This is a genomic window from Roseiconus nitratireducens, assembly GCF_008629675.1.
Taxonomy (GTDB): Bacteria; Planctomycetota; Planctomycetia; order Pirellulales; family Pirellulaceae; genus Stieleria; species Stieleria nitratireducens.
On sequence record NZ_VWOX01000004.1, the window covers coordinates 237,159 to 253,235 of the forward strand.

12 protein-coding genes are annotated in these 16,077 nt (G+C 60.8%); 8 read left to right on the forward strand and 4 right to left on the reverse strand.

The window, feature by feature from the left end; translation table 11 throughout:
• The first annotated feature begins 23 nt into the window (after positions 1-23).
• The 6 genes from flhF (at position 24) to FYK55_RS08865 (ending at position 7,732) form a co-directional block, all read left to right on the forward strand.
• Positions 24-1,190 carry a flagellar biosynthesis protein FlhF gene (gene flhF / locus FYK55_RS08840; protein WP_150076036.1) on the forward strand — a complete coding sequence of 389 codons (1,167 nt, stop codon included), beginning with the start codon at positions 24-26 and terminating at the stop codon, positions 1,188-1,190.
• A 340-nt stretch (positions 1,191-1,530) separates the two neighbouring features.
• Positions 1,531-2,328 carry a FliA/WhiG family RNA polymerase sigma factor gene (locus FYK55_RS08845; protein WP_150076037.1) on the forward strand — a complete coding sequence of 266 codons (798 nt, stop codon included), beginning with the start codon at positions 1,531-1,533 and terminating at the stop codon, positions 2,326-2,328.
• Between the two features lie 278 nt (positions 2,329-2,606).
• On the forward strand, positions 2,607-4,337 hold the full coding sequence (locus FYK55_RS08850) for an SMP-30/gluconolactonase/LRE family protein (protein WP_161604381.1): 1,731 nt from the start codon (positions 2,607-2,609) through the stop codon (positions 4,335-4,337).
• 133 nt (positions 4,338-4,470) lie between these two features.
• Entirely contained in the window at positions 4,471-5,634 is a 1,164-nt protein-coding gene (locus FYK55_RS08855; RefSeq protein ID WP_235908538.1) for a glycosyltransferase family 4 protein, read from the forward strand.
• Between the two features lie 178 nt (positions 5,635-5,812).
• Entirely contained in the window at positions 5,813-6,763 is a 951-nt protein-coding gene (locus FYK55_RS08860; RefSeq protein WP_150076040.1) for a serine/threonine protein kinase, read from the forward strand.
• 3 nt (positions 6,764-6,766) lie between these two features.
• The gene (locus FYK55_RS08865; protein ID WP_150076041.1) at positions 6,767-7,732 is read left to right on the forward strand and encodes an acetyl-CoA carboxylase carboxyltransferase subunit alpha; all 966 of its coding nucleotides are present in this window, start codon (positions 6,767-6,769) and stop codon (positions 7,730-7,732) included.
• Between the two features lie 601 nt (positions 7,733-8,333).
• Here FYK55_RS08865 and FYK55_RS08870 read toward each other — a convergent pair.
• Positions 8,334-9,101: a CvpA family protein gene (locus FYK55_RS08870; RefSeq protein WP_235908539.1), complete on the reverse strand. Its 768-nt coding sequence runs from the start codon at positions 9,099-9,101 to the stop codon at positions 8,334-8,336.
• Positions 9,102-9,379: 278 nt separating this feature from the next.
• Between FYK55_RS08870 and FYK55_RS08875 the strand changes: the two genes are divergently transcribed.
• The gene (locus FYK55_RS08875) at positions 9,380-10,195 is read left to right on the forward strand and encodes a metal-dependent hydrolase (RefSeq protein WP_235908540.1); all 816 of its coding nucleotides are present in this window, start codon (positions 9,380-9,382) and stop codon (positions 10,193-10,195) included.
• A 48-nt stretch (positions 10,196-10,243) separates the two neighbouring features.
• On the opposite strand, the gene dtd is transcribed toward FYK55_RS08875, so the two are convergent.
• Positions 10,244-10,675, reverse strand: a complete 432-nt coding sequence (dtd, locus tag FYK55_RS08880; protein ID WP_235908575.1) for a D-aminoacyl-tRNA deacylase — start codon at positions 10,673-10,675, stop codon at positions 10,244-10,246.
• Between the two features lie 54 nt (positions 10,676-10,729).
• Between dtd and FYK55_RS08885 the strand changes: the two genes are divergently transcribed.
• Positions 10,730-11,845 carry a DUF1559 family PulG-like putative transporter gene (locus FYK55_RS08885; RefSeq protein ID WP_235908541.1) on the forward strand — a complete coding sequence of 372 codons (1,116 nt, stop codon included), beginning with the start codon at positions 10,730-10,732 and terminating at the stop codon, positions 11,843-11,845.
• Between the two features lie 40 nt (positions 11,846-11,885).
• Here FYK55_RS08885 and FYK55_RS08890 read toward each other — a convergent pair whose 3' ends face one another.
• Both FYK55_RS08890 and FYK55_RS08895 read right to left on the reverse strand, forming a co-directional pair.
• Positions 11,886-13,325: a DUF1501 domain-containing protein gene (locus FYK55_RS08890; RefSeq protein WP_150076044.1), complete on the reverse strand. Its 1,440-nt coding sequence runs from the start codon at positions 13,323-13,325 to the stop codon at positions 11,886-11,888.
• A gap of 144 nt (positions 13,326-13,469) precedes the next feature.
• Positions 13,470-15,347 carry a DUF1800 domain-containing protein gene (locus FYK55_RS08895; RefSeq protein ID WP_150076045.1) on the reverse strand — a complete coding sequence of 626 codons (1,878 nt, stop codon included), beginning with the start codon at positions 15,345-15,347 and terminating at the stop codon, positions 13,470-13,472.
• Positions 15,348-16,077: the final 730 nt, after the last annotated feature.

The window sequence follows — 16,077 nt, forward strand, 5'->3', positions numbered from 1 at the left end:
ATCCATTCACGCAGTCCGTTTTGATGCAAATCAAAGTCTTTCGAGCCGCCAATTTGCAAGCCGCGCTGGAGGAGATCCGAGAGCAGCTCGGCCCCAATGCGTCGGTCCTGAAAACACGGCAGTGCCGCGACGGTTGGATGGGATGGCTGGGACGCAGCTACGTCGAAGTCACCGCCACCGCGGCCACCGACGTGCTGCCGTCGCCACCGCTGAGCGTGTTGAACGCATCAAAGCATCCGATTGTCAGCAGTGTTCCGATCGACGCCCGTCCGCTGCAGCCGTCCGGCGATGAATCGCGACCGTTATCCATTCACAACGTTGCGTCCGCGCGTCCCACGGGGCCGGACGACCTCAGCCCTGCCGACCTTTCTCCGCTTGCCGACTATCACGCGCACCTGTTGTCCCTGGGGGTCGCGCGTCCCGTTGCCGACCGCTGGATCCGTGCCACGTCCGGCTTCGTCGCCAATCTGGGCGACCGATTGGAAGAGCCGTGGTGGAAACATTTACAGCGGAGTGTTGCCCGAGAAATTCGGCTCAGCGGCCCCATTCAATTGAATCCCGGGGAACGTCGCATCGTTGCGTTGATCGGTCCGACGGGCGTCGGAAAGACAACGACCATCGCCAAGCTCGCGGCGGGATTTCGCCTGCAATCCAAACGCCGTGTCGGTTTGCTGACCATCGACACCTTTCGAATCGCCGCGGTGCAGCAGCTTCAAGCGTATGCCCAGATCATGGATTTGCCGATGAGCGTGGTCGAATCGGCCGACCAGATGCGGCACGCGATCGAACAACTTGGCGACGTCGATCTGATTTTGATCGATACGGCCGGACGAAGCCCGAAAGGCGATGCGAGGATCGAGGGGCTGGCCGACGTGCTGCAAACGGCGCAACCGGACGAAACCCACCTGGTAATCAGCGCCACCAGCACCGCTGCGGTCGTGCAATCGGCTTTGGACGGCTTTGCCGTCGCCCGGCCCACCGCCGCGATCCTGACGAAGCTGGATGAGGCGCCCTACACGGCGGGAGTCCTGTCGGCGGTGACTTCGACCAACGACTTCGTTGGCGTTCCGATCAGCTACCTGACCAACGGACAACACGTTCCCGACGACATCGCGATCGCCACGACCGAACAGTTGCTGGCACGGTTGCTGCCGACCCCGATCGAAATGCCGCAAATCGAAGCGGCTTAATCCAAAAAACAACTCAACCTCAATTAGCCAACGGACCGATACAGAAGAAGACGAAGGCTGGACCGCGAAAAGATGACTTGAGAGCTTTTTTTCGGAGTCCGCTTTCGGCGACTGGGTAGACCCAGCCACGCTCCGGCAACAAACCTGGACACGGATGTCCCAACGGGTTGGCCGGTGCAAGGGTCTGCGATACCCGCGGGTGTCTGATGAGGAAGGTGGCATGGAAGCGACCTGAATCATCGACCGCTCGCAAGCGCCAGCCCGGCGCACTGACAACGATCAACGTTGCCTCGACGGCCGGACGCCGTCGGCGGAAACTTAAAAGTTCATGGAGGATTGGATGCCAGCCGCAGTATCAACGGACGACGAAATCCTAGAGGTTTGGAAGCAATTCAAACAAACCGATAAGGATGCCGAAGAATACGAACCGCTGCGTAATCGCTTGGTCGAGCGTTACATGCCGCTGGTTCGCTACAACGGCGAACGCATCTGGCAGCGACTGCCCGACGGCGTCGAGCTGGACGATCTGATCAGCGCCGGAATTTTCGGACTGATGGACGCGATCGATGCCTACGACATGGATCGGGGCGTCAAATTCGAAACGTACTGCGTTCCGCGAATTCGCGGCGCCATGTTGGACGAGCTTCGCACCATGGACTGGGTGCCTCGCCTGGTTCGCAGCAAAGCCAGCAAGCTGGCCGTCGCCAAGAAGAAACTGGAGACTCGATTCGGACGCCCGCCGTCGGTCCAGGAATTGGCCGAACACATGGAGCTGTCGATCGCCGAAGTCGAGAAGATGGAATCTGACGCGAATGCCGTCGGCGTCGTCTCGCTGAACAAGAAGTGGTACGAAACCGACAGCTACAAGGACGTCCGAGAAATCGACATCCTGGAAGATAAGAAGGGTGAAGATCCGACCCGCCGCGTGCAAAAGAACGACCTCATGCGGCTGGTCACCAAAGGGCTCAACCGCAACGAGCGTCTGATCATCATTCTGTACTACTACGAAGAACTGACGATGAAGGAGATCGGCGCAACGCTGGACCTTTCCGAGTCGCGCGTCAGCCAGATGCACACTTCCATCGTCAACCGTCTGCAAATGCAACTGGGACGTCGGCGCGTCGAGTTCGGCACCTGAGGCCGAACAGACTCTTTGCTCCGTGTTGGCGATCCACCCGGCACCAACACGACGACGGTCTTGAATCAAATCTACCGGCTGCCACCCGGTCTTCGGCCCGGCGCGAAAGCGTCGGGCTTTTTTGTTGGCTGCTCGACCCATCGAATGTGACTCGACATGCCGATCGGCGGGGCAGGGCAGGGGACCACTCCCGGCGTTCTCCCGGGGCACGCCGACGGAGTATCATGTTTCGGCGTCACCGTCGGCGCATTTCGTCCCATTTGCCCAGGCATCCCGGAATGATCCGATCCTTGCTGTTGCCCGTCTTGATCGTCGCGGCGACGTCGCCGCTGGTGCCCCCCAACGCTGCCATCGCCGGCCGACCCGTGTTGCGTCCCGACGATCGCCCGATGCTTGTCAGTGATGATTTCGAACTGGCCGACGGCGCCGCCTGGGACGGGGCAGCGACCCTGTACGTGCCCGACGTCAAAGGCCGAAAGTTGTTGGCGTTCAATCTTCGCAAACCGGATCAACCGCCCAAAACGGTTCTGGACTCGCTGGCCATTTCCGGGACATGTTTCCAGCTGGGCCAGCTGTACCTGGCCGACAACCGGGACGCGAGAATCCTGACGTTCCAGCCGGGCGGCGAGATCAAGACGTTTGCCGCCTTCGATTCGCAAGAACGCCCCAACGACTTGGCCGTCGATGCCGAGGGCAACGTCTACACGACGCTCACCCGCCAAGGCCTGGTGCGCAAGATCACACCGGAGGGAAACCAGTCAATCATCGCCAACGGTTTGGATTCACCCAACGGCATCGCGCTCTCGCCGTCGGGAAAACGGCTGTACGTCTCCTCAGCGCGGCTGGGAGTCATCTTTCGCATCGATTTGACCGGCGACCAGCCCAGCGGCGACGCTGCCGAACTTTTTTGCCAGTTGCCCGCAACCACCGACGGCTACAAGGGCGACGGGATGTGCGTCGACCGGGCCGGCAACCTGTACGTCTGTGGTGCCCAGTCGGTCGTCGTCTTCGATCCGTCCGGCGATCTGATCAGCACGCTGACGACTCCCCAACGCCCGATCAACGTGACAATCGCCGGCACGCAGGGCCGGACCTTGTTTGTCAGCACCTTTGGCGGTTTGTATCAGCACGATCTGTCTGCCTATGGTGTGATGCCAAATCGTCCGACGCAGCCGCAGAACGACGACTCGCCAACCTCGACCGCGATCCCCGATGGCATCCGGGCCGAGTTCAATCGGGTTTATGCGGTCGACGGAAAACGTGAATTGCTGATGGACCTGTTCGTGCCGCAATCAAACGATGCGGCCAAACCGGCTGTCATCGTTGTCCACGGTGGCGGCTGGATCAATGGTGACAAAACAAAGTTTCGGGCCCTGGCGATTCGGTTGGCAGAACGGGGGTATGTGACCGCGGCGATCGAGTACCGCTTGGCTCACGAAGCCACGTTTCCCGCCGGCGTCCGCGACTGCAACGCGGCAACCGTTTACCTGCGATCGCAGGCGAAGGAGTTGGGCATTGACCCGAAGCGCATCGCCGCGGTCGGCGGTTCGGCCGGAGGCCACTTGGTCGGGCTGATGGCGGCGGGCGACGACGTACCCGAGTTGAAGTCTCCCGCGGATCGTGATGCCGACTCGTCCCTGGCCGCCGCGGTTGTCATGGCGGGCCCCTTGGAAATCGCCACCGGTCCGGTCGCCGAACGTTCCATCCACCAGCGGGATCAATCCAACAGCAACGTCTGGTTGGACGGGAATCTGACCGAATGCCCGCAGTTGTACCACCTGGCCGACGCCCTGGAAAAAATCGACGCCTCGATGCCCCCGACTCTGTTCCTGTGCGGCAGCCAGGACAACCCGGATCGCAACGAAAAAGCGAGGGACAAGATGAACGCCCTCAACATTCCGAACCAGATCGTTGTCCACGAAGGCGCCAAGCATGGACATTGGAACCGAGCCGACTGGATCTCCCAAGTGGTTTCCGATATCGATGACTTCCTGAAAAAGCATCTCTGATAACGACCGGTTCGCCGAATCCGGTTCAGCGGCGACCGTGTCCTGACGAATTGCCGTCGCCGAGCTTTGTTTTTCATCCGACACCTCGCAGATCGTTGAATCTCCATTGCGCGTCGCCCACATCATCACACGAATGATCATTGGCGGTGCGCAGGAAAACACGCTGCTGAATTGTCGCGACTTGATTGACCAGTACGGCGACGACGTGATGTTGATCACGGGACCGGCGCTCGGCCCCGAAGGCGACCTGTTACAGCGTTCAGGTTTCGCGGACGCCGGCGACGGTCGGGGCAGGGCAGGGGAGTTGCGAATCAAGCTGCTTCCGGATTTACGCCGCAACATCGATCCGCTGCGAGACCTGCGGGCGGCACGCGCGATCCGTCGCACCCTGGCCGAATTTGATCCGCAAGTGGTCCACACCCACAGCGCCAAGGCCGGATTGCTGGGGCGTCATGCCGCCTGGTCGATGGGGATTCCTGCGGTCATCCATTCGGTGCACGGTGCGCCGTTCCATCGCTTCCAGCCACGTCCAGCGCGAGAGTTCTTTCGACGTTGCGAACGGTGGGCGGGATCCCGATGCCATCATTTGATTTCGGTTGCCGATGCGATGACCGACCTGATGGTCCAGGCCGGCGTCGCGCCGAGAGAGAAATTCACCACGGTCTACAGCGGAATGGATGTCGATCCTTTCCTGGCAGCGGATCGCCATCGCGACGCGGTTCGGGCCAAGTACGGTATTCTCGCTGACCAGGTGGTGATCGGCAAAATCGCCCGTCTGTTTCACCTCAAGGGTCATGACGATTTGATTGCAGCGGCCCAGGCGGTCGTCCGTCAGTGCCCGCAGGTGGTCTTTCTGCTGGTCGGAAGCGGCATCCTGGAAGACGCCTTGAAGGCCCGAATCGAATCCCTGCAACTTGGCCGTCACTTCATTTTCACCGGCTTGGTGCCGCCCGAGGACGTCCCGCCGCTGATCGGCGCGATGGACGTGCTGGTCCACACGTCTCTGCGTGAGGGGCTGGCACGGGCGTTGCCGCAGGCCTTGATCGCCGGGAAACCGGCGGTCAGTTACGACGTCGACGGCGCCCGCGAAGTGGTGATCTCTGACCAGACCGGGTTTCTGATCCCGGCACGCCAAACGGCGGCCCTGGGGGACGCGCTGATCCGTCTGAGCCAAGACAGTGGCTTGCGGCAGCGGCTGGGCGGAGAAGGGCGGCGACGCTTCACCGAGCAATTCCGTCACGAGACGATGACCCGGCGGATTCGCGAGATTTACAGCCGATTCACGGGCGAAAGCTAGCCTCCGGGCGGCGGGGCAGGGCAGTTCTGCTGCGGATCCAGCCTTTCGCGTCAGGGGCCGCGTCAACTATCATGCCGCTTCTAACGGTTGGTGAACCTTTGGCAAATGAGGCAAAGTTTTCCGCTCTTCCAGGCGCACCACCCCCCTCTCTGGCGCCCTCCCGTCCGCACGGTGACTGATGACCAAGACCCGCGATTTCTACGGACCCTATCGGCTGACCCGGCTGATCCGATCTGGATCAACCGCCGAGGTCTGGGAAGCAGTCGAAGAGCACGAACAAAAGCGCTACGCGCTGAAGATCCTGAAGGCCTCGATGGCGAAGGACAAGTCCGAAGTCGCGATGTTGAAACACGAGTACAACGTCGGACAGGATCTGCAGAACAGCCCGCGAATCATCAAGATCCTGGATTTCAAGACCGCCAACGACCGGCCGTTCCTGGTGCTGGAGCTGTTTAGCGAATTGAACATCAAACAGGCACTGCGACGCGGACCAGATTCGCTGGCCTTCATGCTGGACAAGATCATCGAACAGGCCGCCGAGGGCCTGTACTACATGCACACCCGCGGCTGGATCCACTTGGACGTCAAGCCGGACAATTTCCTGGTCAGCCGTGACGGCGAAACCAAGTTGATCGACTTCACCATTTCGGAGAAGAAGAAGACCGGGCTGAGCAAGATCTTTCACCGCGCCAGTTTGGCCAAGGGCACCCGCAGCTACATGGCGCCCGAACAGATCCGCCGCAAGATTTGCGACGAGCGCACCGACATTTATTCGTTCGGCTGCGTGCTGTTCGAAATGGCGACCGGCAAACCGCCGTACACCGGCGACACCCCGAACGACTTGCTGAATCGCCACCTTCAGTCGTCGATCCCGAGCGCGATCGCCTACAACAAAAACATCAGCAAGCCATTCGCCGACTTGATCAAATCGATGATGGCCAAGAGCCCGGCGGACCGACCGCCATCGCTGTGGGAATTCCTGAAGGAAATCCGATCGATGGAATTATTCAACAAGCGACCTCGCAAACCCGAGATCAGTGTGTTCGACAACATGCCGGGAATCCGAGGCGCCGACGACATGATCCGCAAACCGTCACGCGACGAACTGGAACCAGAAGAGGAAACCTGATCGATGGCCGGACCCGGACTCGATTTTGAAACTGAGATCGCGGAACTCGAAAGCCGCATTAGCACGCTGGAACGTCAAACCGAACGCGATGACGAATCCGAAGGCGAATTGAGAAGCTTGCGGATCGATTTGGCGAAGCAACTCCGTGAAGTCTACTCATCGCTCGACCCTTGGCAGACCGTTCAAGTCGCCCGCCACAAGAATCGACCGTACACCAGAGACTACCTGAATCTGGCCTTCGACGATTTTGTCGAACTTCACGGCGACAAACACTACGGTGACGATCGCGCGATGCTGTCCGGCTTCGCCAAACTTGACCGCTTCAAAGTCATGGTGCTGGGCCATCAAAAGGGCCGGACCTTCAAAGAACGCGCCGCGTGCCACTTCGGTTGCGCCCATCCGGAAGGCTATCGCAAAGCGATGTCGAAGATGCGGCTGGCCGAAAAGTACAAGCTGCCGCTGATCTGCTTCATCGACACCCCGGGCGCCTATCCGGGCGTCGGGGCCGAAGAACGCGGCCAGGCGCAAGTGATCGCCGAAAGCATGTTCAAAATGAGCCAGCTGAAAACCCCGATCATTTGCATCGTGATCGGCGAAGGCGGTTCCGGAGGCGCACTGGGAATCGGCGTGGGTGACCGAATCGCCGTCATGCAACACGCCTATTACAGCGTGATCAGCCCCGAAGGCTGTGCGGGCATCTTGTGGAAAAGCCACGAACACGCCCCCAAGGCCGCCGCGGCGCTGCGATTCACCAGCGACAACCTGCAACGGCTGGGCGTGGTCGACGATGTCCTGGACGAACCGCTCGGCGGAGCCCATCGCGATCACCATCAGATGGCGTCGCGGATGAAAACCTATCTCTCGCGGACACTGACGGACCTGGAATCCAAAAGCATGGATCAGCTGCTTGATGCCCGCTACGAGAAGTTCCGACGCATCGGCGTGTTCCTGGAATCGGCGTCAGCCTGACGCCGATTCATTGGTTGTCGACAACCGAGCGCCACGGCGGGCTTGGTTGTCGACAACCAACCAAATGACGCCGCAGCGGCCTCGGCGACGGCCGTTGATCGAAGCAGCGAATCCGGTCACGCCGACGGCCAATCTTTCGGCGGCCGGCAAGCGGCGATCACTCCACCGAGAGGGACCGCGACAAACGACAGCGGCGAGCACTTCAATGGACCTCCAAGCAGTCCACGACTGGGTCGTCACGCAGCCGATGAAAGCCACCAGGGAAGCAGCCAAAGACGGCAATTTGCCGGGCAAAACACCGCTTCCGCAACGTCCGATAATCACTCTTATGTTGTATTGAGTGTCGAAAAACCCCCGTGTTTGAGCGAATTCCCGGTCTGGTGGCTGCTCGCATTGCGACTCGGCACGTTCCACTGCCCGGCTACACGAAGACGGCGTGGGATTCGCGGCCGACAGCATCCCGCTAAGCGACCAACGCACCACTGTTTAACACACGGTTGGTCAACTCGAATGACCGCCGTTGCCGCCGTCGCCAGACAGCTGACGACCAGGCTCTGAGCAGCACCGCTGCGTGTGCTGTCGGACGTGGAGGAGCGCTTTGCTACTGCCGCCGCCACCCGGCGGGACGAGCGATCGTTGACGGGCCACCGATCGACGGATTAGCCGGGGGCTGCGACGTCGCGGGGGATGGCGTCTGGAAGGACTGCCAGTCCTGCTGCCATTCGGAGATCGTCTGTGGCGTCAGTCCCGTCGCCCCGTCACCCGATCCCGGGACGAAGGGCGCCGCCGGAGACGAGGAACCTCCTATCGCCTGGTCCTGGAACTGAGCGTCGAATCGATCCAGGTAGGGACGGACGAAGTGATGGATTTCCGGCGGGATCACCGATTCGCTGCGGTCCAGATTGCGGGCGATGAATCGGCCGGTACCGCTCGCCACGATTTTAGTGCGGACCGAATCTCCCATCAGCGTCACGGCAAACAGGGTGATCAAGGTGCAGTACAACGCCCCCTTCAACAGCCCAAACAAAAAACCGATCTGTCGATCGAATTCTTTCAATCGCATCCGGTCGATCGTCTGCCGAACCATGTTGAACCCGACCCACACCACCAGCGATGTCCCGACGAACAGGATCAGCATGGCCAAGAACCGGTTCCACGGCGGCTCCGCCTGGATCGACTGGCTGAGCGGTTCGCGGAATCGATACGCGACAAAGTAGCTGAACACGATCGAGGCGATTGACGCCAGTTGCCAGGCGAAACCTTTGACGGCGCCGAACAGGCCGGCCGACACCAGCACGACCAACATCACGATGTCGTAGATCTCCACGAAACCTTTCTCGTTCGGACAGGGGGCGGGAGCGCGTCGCACGGTACCAATGGCTGGGGGACCAATGGCTGGGGACCGACGGGCGAGTACCGACGGGCGGGGGCGGCGCGCGAAACCGATTGACAGCAAATACGTTTCCCCCGGCGCCCGGCACCGAGGGGCAACTGACACCAAGGGTCCGGGAGCGACTTATAGAGAAGTCGGGCGTGAAAACGAAGAGCGATTCGGCTTGGCACCAACCGCGCGAAAGCGGTATGTACCAGGATGCTTTCTCCGCAGTCCCCCGCCCTGCACCGCCATTTCGATCATCAGTTTCCAGCGTGGCCGATTTTAAAACGCACATTAGCGTCAGCACGCTCACCGGGATCGCCTACGGTTACTGGGGTGTGACGACCCAATCCATGACGCTGGAAAACGGCATGATTGCCGGAGGCCTGTGTTCGGTCAGCGGGATGCTTCCCGACCTGGACAGCGATAGCGGCGTTCCGCTGCGAGAGATCAGCATGTTCGTCGCGGCGGTCGTCCCGGTGATGATGATCCAACGCTTTCGCGACTACGGACTCTCGCACGAATCGATGGCGCTGGGTGCGATGTTGATCTACGTCGCGATCCGCTTCGGTTTGTTTGAATTCTTCAAACGATTCACGATCCACCGGGGCATGTGGCACAGTTTGCCCGCGGCGGCGTCGGCCGGCCTGATCACTTACCTGGTCACTCCCTGCGAAAGCGATGGCGTCCGAGCCTACAAGGCGTTCGGCGTGGTGCTGGGATTTCTGGTGCACCTGATCCTGGACGAGATCTGGGCCGTCGAAGTCGGTGTCGGACGGATCCGCACCAAAAAATCATTCGGAACCGCCCTGAAGTTCTTCGGCTCCGATCCGATTTCCAACGTCGGGATTTATGCCATCCTGTTCGGGCTGATTTACACCGCGTGGAGCGACAACGAAATCGCGGCCAGATTGCGGGAGAGAGCCAAGTACGACCTGACAGCCCCGGGGTGGCAGATCGACGCCGATCCGTCTCCGGGCAGCTGGCCCCAGCGGGGTTGGACCAAACCCAATCTCCAGGACCCGGCCTGGCAACCGCCGCAATTCGGAATCGGAAACTCGACGTCCGATGAAAGTCGGTGGAAATAAAATCGGCATACCACTCATCGCCGTGGTGCCGCGTTGATCCTTCCCGCCTCAGCGTTCCAACAGCATCGTGACCGGTCCGTCATTGATTAGCGCGACTTGCATGTCGGCGGCAAAGATTCCTGTTTCGACGTGCAGGTCGTGGTCTCGAAGTCGCTGGACGTAGTGCTGGTACAATCGATTGGCGGTCTCGGGAGCCGCCGCGGCGGTGAAGGCGGGACGCCGGCCTTTGCGACAATCGCCGTACAGTGTGAATTGGCTGACCGCCAGAACGCTGCCGCCAATGTCTTGGATTGATCGATTCATTTTCCCGGCGTCATCTTCAAAAACTCGAAGCACCGCGGTTTTCGCCGCCATCCAGTCCACCGCCGACGGATCATCTTCTTGCCCGATCCCGACCAACGCCAAAAATCCGCGTTGAATCTCTGCGATGACTTCGCCTTGCACAGAAACACTGGCCTGAGCGACGCGTTGGAGTACCACTTTCAACGGAAGGTCCCTTAAACTAAACGGAGTTGGCCGAAGCCGCCGGTCCACTTGATTCCATCGCCACAAGGCTTCGCCTGGCCTTCGGCCGGCTGGGTGCTGTCGCGGGTACTGCGGTGCAGCCGCTGTATCGGCCGACCTGTATCCTGGCAGCCCCGTATCTGGGCCGACCTGTATCCGGGCATCCCAGTGACCTGGTTGGCGATGGAACCGCCCTGCCCCGCCGGTTCGCACCGCATTTGTTTTGACGCCATGCCGTACCTGTTTACCTGTCCCCACTGTGGTTCGAAAACCCGGGTGGACGATCGCTACAGCGGACAAGTTGGTGAATGCTTTTCCTGCGGCAGTCCGATTCAGATTCCCGACTTCGCAAATTCCGAGGTTGACGACGCGAACTCCGCGTCGGTCGACGGCAAACGGCCGGTGGGCGTGATCATTGCCGCCGGCGTCGTGCTGACCCTGCTGGTCTGCCTGATCTTTGCCGTGGTCCGGTTCGGCGGATCCAGCGTCACGCGACTGACAGAGATGCGACTTCGCAACGCGTCGATCAAGAACCTGGAAGCGATCGCCGGAGCCTTGAACGCGTACGCGGCCGACCACGGCACGTACCCGCCGGCGATCTTGCGTGACGATGCCGGCCGGCCTCTGCACTCCTGGCGTGTCTTGATCCTGCCGTACCTGGGCGAACAGGAAACCTACGACCTGTTTGATTTGAGCAAGCCGTGGGATGACGAGATCAATCTGCAGGCCAGCTACGAGACTCCCGGCGTCTACCAGCACCCATCGGATCTTCGTCGATCGCGCGGCCAGTCGGGCTACTATCTGCTAACCGGGCCCGGGACGTTGTTTCCGACAAGCGGCCCGTTGTCACCGACAAACATCAGTGACGATCCGTCCAAGACCATCCTGGTCATCAGCGGCGCGCCACCGCTGAGCACCTCGCTGGGGGCCTGGGCCGAACCGGTCGACCTGGACTTCTCCAAAATGCGTGGTGTGATCAATGGTACCGTGGGTGTTGAACCGGGCGGCTGGCTGGATGATGGCGTGACGATGGCGACCGTGGACGGCCGGGGTCACTTCTTACCCAACACGTTGTCGCCCAAAACATTTGCCGCATTGGCGACCGCCAACGGCAAGGAACCTTTGGCCGACGACACGCTGGATTGAGCGGCAGTTCGATTCCAGATGTTTGGTCAACCGCTGCGGGTCAAGCCAGAAACCCGATCGGATAGGCACCACCGCCCGCGGTCGGAAAATTCCGGATGTTCGGCAGGATAGCCTCCATGCTGCTGTCGTTCGACACGCCGTACCACATCGCCAGTTCGCAAGCCAACTCGTCGACCGACGTGGTCGGAAGCAAGCGACCGCGGCCAAGGTCCAAAGCATTCCCCGGCGCCAACGACATCGGGTACTGGCCATGCAACCGGTTCCCGCGGATACCGCCGCCCATCAAGATCTGATTGCCTCCCCAGGCATGGTCGCTGCCGCGTCCGTTGCTGTTGAGGGTTCGGGCAAAGTCGCTGGCGGTGAATGTCACCACATCGTTCTGGACCCCCAACTCCACCGTGGCATCGTAAAAGTCCTTCAGGGCCTCCGCGACGCGTCCCAGATTCACCTGCTGGTTGTCGATCAGTTCATCGTGGTTGTCCCAACCGCCCAAGCTGACAAAGAAGATCTGTCGGCTCTGCCCGATCTGTGTTCGGGCGCCAATCGTCTTGGCTACCATTTCCAGCTGGCTGGCCAAGGCGTTGCCATTGGTCCGAAACGTGGTGTTCAGCGTGACGGCGTCAGTCGCCGCATTGAACTCGATCGCCGCGTCCAAAGCGTTTCGGTTCGCACCGGCGAACGTCTTTTCCACCAGGTTGCTGTAGGATCGTGCCAGCACGTCATCGGTCAGTTCCGAATAGATCCTCGCCTGGGTCCAAGTTTGGCCGTACCAATTGACTTCGCTGGCGCCCGAACTGGTCACGATGTACGGAACCACCGATCCGCCGGTCTGCAGCATGTTGACCGAGTTGAGCGCTATGCTCATTGAGATGTTTGGATTGGTGTTGACGTTGTCGGAAATCATGTCCGCCATCCGCCCTGCCCAGCCGGTCACCTGCGAACGGGTTTGCGGGACCGACGTCATCCAGTGTCGCTGCAGGTCCGCATGCGAAAACAACCCCAGCGGCAGATTGGATTTGCTTTGGTAGTCGTTCATGGTCGTCGGTTCGACCAGGCTACCCACGTTGCACAGGAACGACAGATCTCCGGCATCGTACAGAGTCTTCAGGTCACCCATCGCCGGATGAATGGCAAACGTCCGACCGTTCGTCGTGTCGGTGATTGTGTGCAAGCCGTCCTCGGGCAACCCCAATGCTCCGTTGCCGGGGGCGTACACACCGCCGCGGGCGGCCAGGTAGTCCTCGCGTTCACCGGATGTCAACGGCGAGAGCATGTTGAAGGAATCATTGCCGCCGTACAGGAAAACGCATACCAGCGCTTTGTAACCCGACAAGTCATTGGCGGCGACCGCCGCGTTGGTGGCCGAAAGGCTGAACAACGTCGACAGCAACGAAGTGTTGGTGAGCGCGGCACATCCGCCCGCCATTTTCAACAGGTCCCGTCGCAGGGGGCGACGGTCGATCAAATGCTTTCGAATCATCGAACGGACTCCGGCGACCGGATGGACAGAGAATCTATGGATGGGAAAAACAAACGGAAAGGTCCGCCGGCCGAACCGTTGCGGCCGTGGCGGGCCGTGGCGGGTCGCGGCGGGTCGCGGCGGGTCGCGGCGGGTCGCGGCGGGTCAATCGGTGATCGCCGCAAACGGTGTCAAAACGGTGGCGATGATCGCCGATTCTGCTCGCTGATCTTCCATGTCTGGTCGCCAGGTCGCATTGTTTTTCATCCAGGCGGTTCGCGAGGCAATCTTTTGGACCACGGCTTCCTGGTAATCTTCCGGCATCGATCCGTAACAGAACACTAGGTCCAAGTGGTCCATCAAACGGTGCATGTCCTCGTCTTCGGTGCACCACGCCTTTTCCATCTCCAGATCGAAATACAAATCACTGTTGTGCGAGTATCCGGCACTGTTGTTACTCCAGCGTTGCTGAGAACGCTGCGAAGAAATGTCCCAGATGTAGCGAGCGGCCAACCGATTGGAGGTCACCGGCGTCTTGATCTGAAACTCTGGCGCGGCCAGGAATCCGTTGGGGACCCGGCGGGGCGGTGTGTATCCCAACAAATCGCCCGGCGGCTGGTAATCGGGAAGGTAGAAGTTGAAGACCGTTGGCGAACGATACGGTTCCTGGCTCCAGCTGTAATCCATCGGCATCAGCATCATGCGGCCGCTGGAGTGGCTGCTCGTGGCGTGCAGCCCGCGCAACAAGCGGGTGTAGCGAATGACCGGTTCGCTCAGGGATGAAAAGTCGGTTCCGCGGACGACCACCTCCACACGGTAGGGATCGCGTCGCGACAGCAGACGTTGCCCTCGCCACAGTTCCGGATCCAAAAGAACCGCCTTGACGACCGCGCCAAGATCCCCTTTCACACCCTGCCCGTTGTCATTGAACGTGCGTGCGACGCGATAGATGTAGGCCCGCGACGGGTTACTTTTGACCAACCGCTGGATCAATCGTCGGGCGATGAACGGCGCCACGTTGTCGTGGGCCATCAGGTTGTCCAACGCGGCATCGATGTCCGCTTCCCCGTCGACGATTTCATCACTGCCAACGACCTGGCCGCCGAGCAGCGTTTTGGTACCAGGCTCATGCTCGAAGTCGAACATTTCCATCGGGGCTTCCAGATCGTTGCCCCAGTAAAAACGTCCCGTCCCCGTCGCGTTGGGATGCGGTTTGAATGCCAACCCGGTAAAGATCTTGGCAAACTCCTTGATCGTTTCATTGTCGTAGGTCGGAATCAGGTTGCCGTCACCGTCGACTTTTAACAAGCCGTCCATCCGTAGTTCATACAACCCGATGGTAAACAGCTGCATGATTTCGCGGGCGTAGTTCTCATCGGGAAACCGATTGGCCGCCACGTCGGTTTTGCGGTTCCGCATGTGACTCAGGTACACACCCATGACCGGATGGTACGTCACGTCTTCAAGCAATTCGCGATAGTTCCCGAACGCGTGCCGGACCATCAAGTCGTAGTAACTACTCGGCCCGATCCACCGCCCTTGCCCGCTGTGATGCCCGGGATTGCGATCATTGAAGCCGGCGCCGTCTTCGCTGGTCACCAGGATCTGGCTGAGCGCCCAGGCGACGCGTTGGCGAAGCTGATCTTCACCAGCGAGCGCGTTGTGCCACCAGGCGTGATAGCGATACCGTTGGATGTAGGCGTTGTCCTGCGTGGTCGTGAACCCGTCGCGAGACACCATGTCGATGATCAACGGACGGTGCAAGCTGGGCGGGAGATCCATCTGACGATCGATCCACTCTTCACACGCCCGGCGCGTCCCGATCTGCCCCATCCGCTCGGCCAACGCTTCGATCGTTTCGATCGTCGGGCCGAACGTGGCGCGCGAGAGAAATTGGGCGGCAAGGATTTTGCGTTTCATCACCGCCAGATCGCGGCGAGATTCGACTTCGAAGGTGCCCGCCTGGAGCGTGGCAGGAATCCAGCATCCTGCCAGCAGGATTCCGAACAGGAACCGCCAGCACCCACGCGAAACAACCGGCATCGCTTTCACCTTGGGCCTCGTGTTTGCCCGCTCTTGGGGGCATTAGAAAAGAGCACGCTTCTGCCGAACGCCGCGAAACCGGCAAATGATCGAGCGCCCCTCCACCGATTCGACAATCCGGAGCCCTGGAGGGTAGACAAAAGCACCCTAAAAATCAACTAATGATGCCCTGGCTGCCGAAATCGACGCCCCGCCGGGGACCCTTCGGAGTCCAGCTGACCGACGGCATTGCTGAGACTGGGCCGGCGGAGCCGGCCCGACAGTCGGTTCCAAGGCGGGAGCCTTGGAACCAGGGGATACCTCGTTCCCGGGCTCCCGCCCGGGAACGCACTGCATGCTGGCTCCGCCAGCTGGCGACAAACCGTGGGTCGCCCGAAAGGCTATCGATACATGGCGCCGGCGGAGCCGGCCAGACAGTCGGTTCCAAGGCGGGAGCCTTGGAACCAGGGGAAACCTCGTTCCCGGGCTCCCGCCCGGGAACGCACTGCACGCTGGCTCCGCCAGCTGGCGACAGACCGTGGGTCGCCCGAAAGGCTATCGATACATGGCGCCGGCGGAGCCGGCCGGACAGTCGGTTCCAAGGCGGGAGCCTTGGAACCAGGGGAAACCTCGTTCCCGGGCTCCCGCCCGGGAACGCACTGCATGCTGGCTCCGCCAGCTGGCGACAGACCGTGGGTCGCCCGAAAGGCTATCAGTACATGGCGCCGGCGGAGCCGGCCGGACAGTCGGT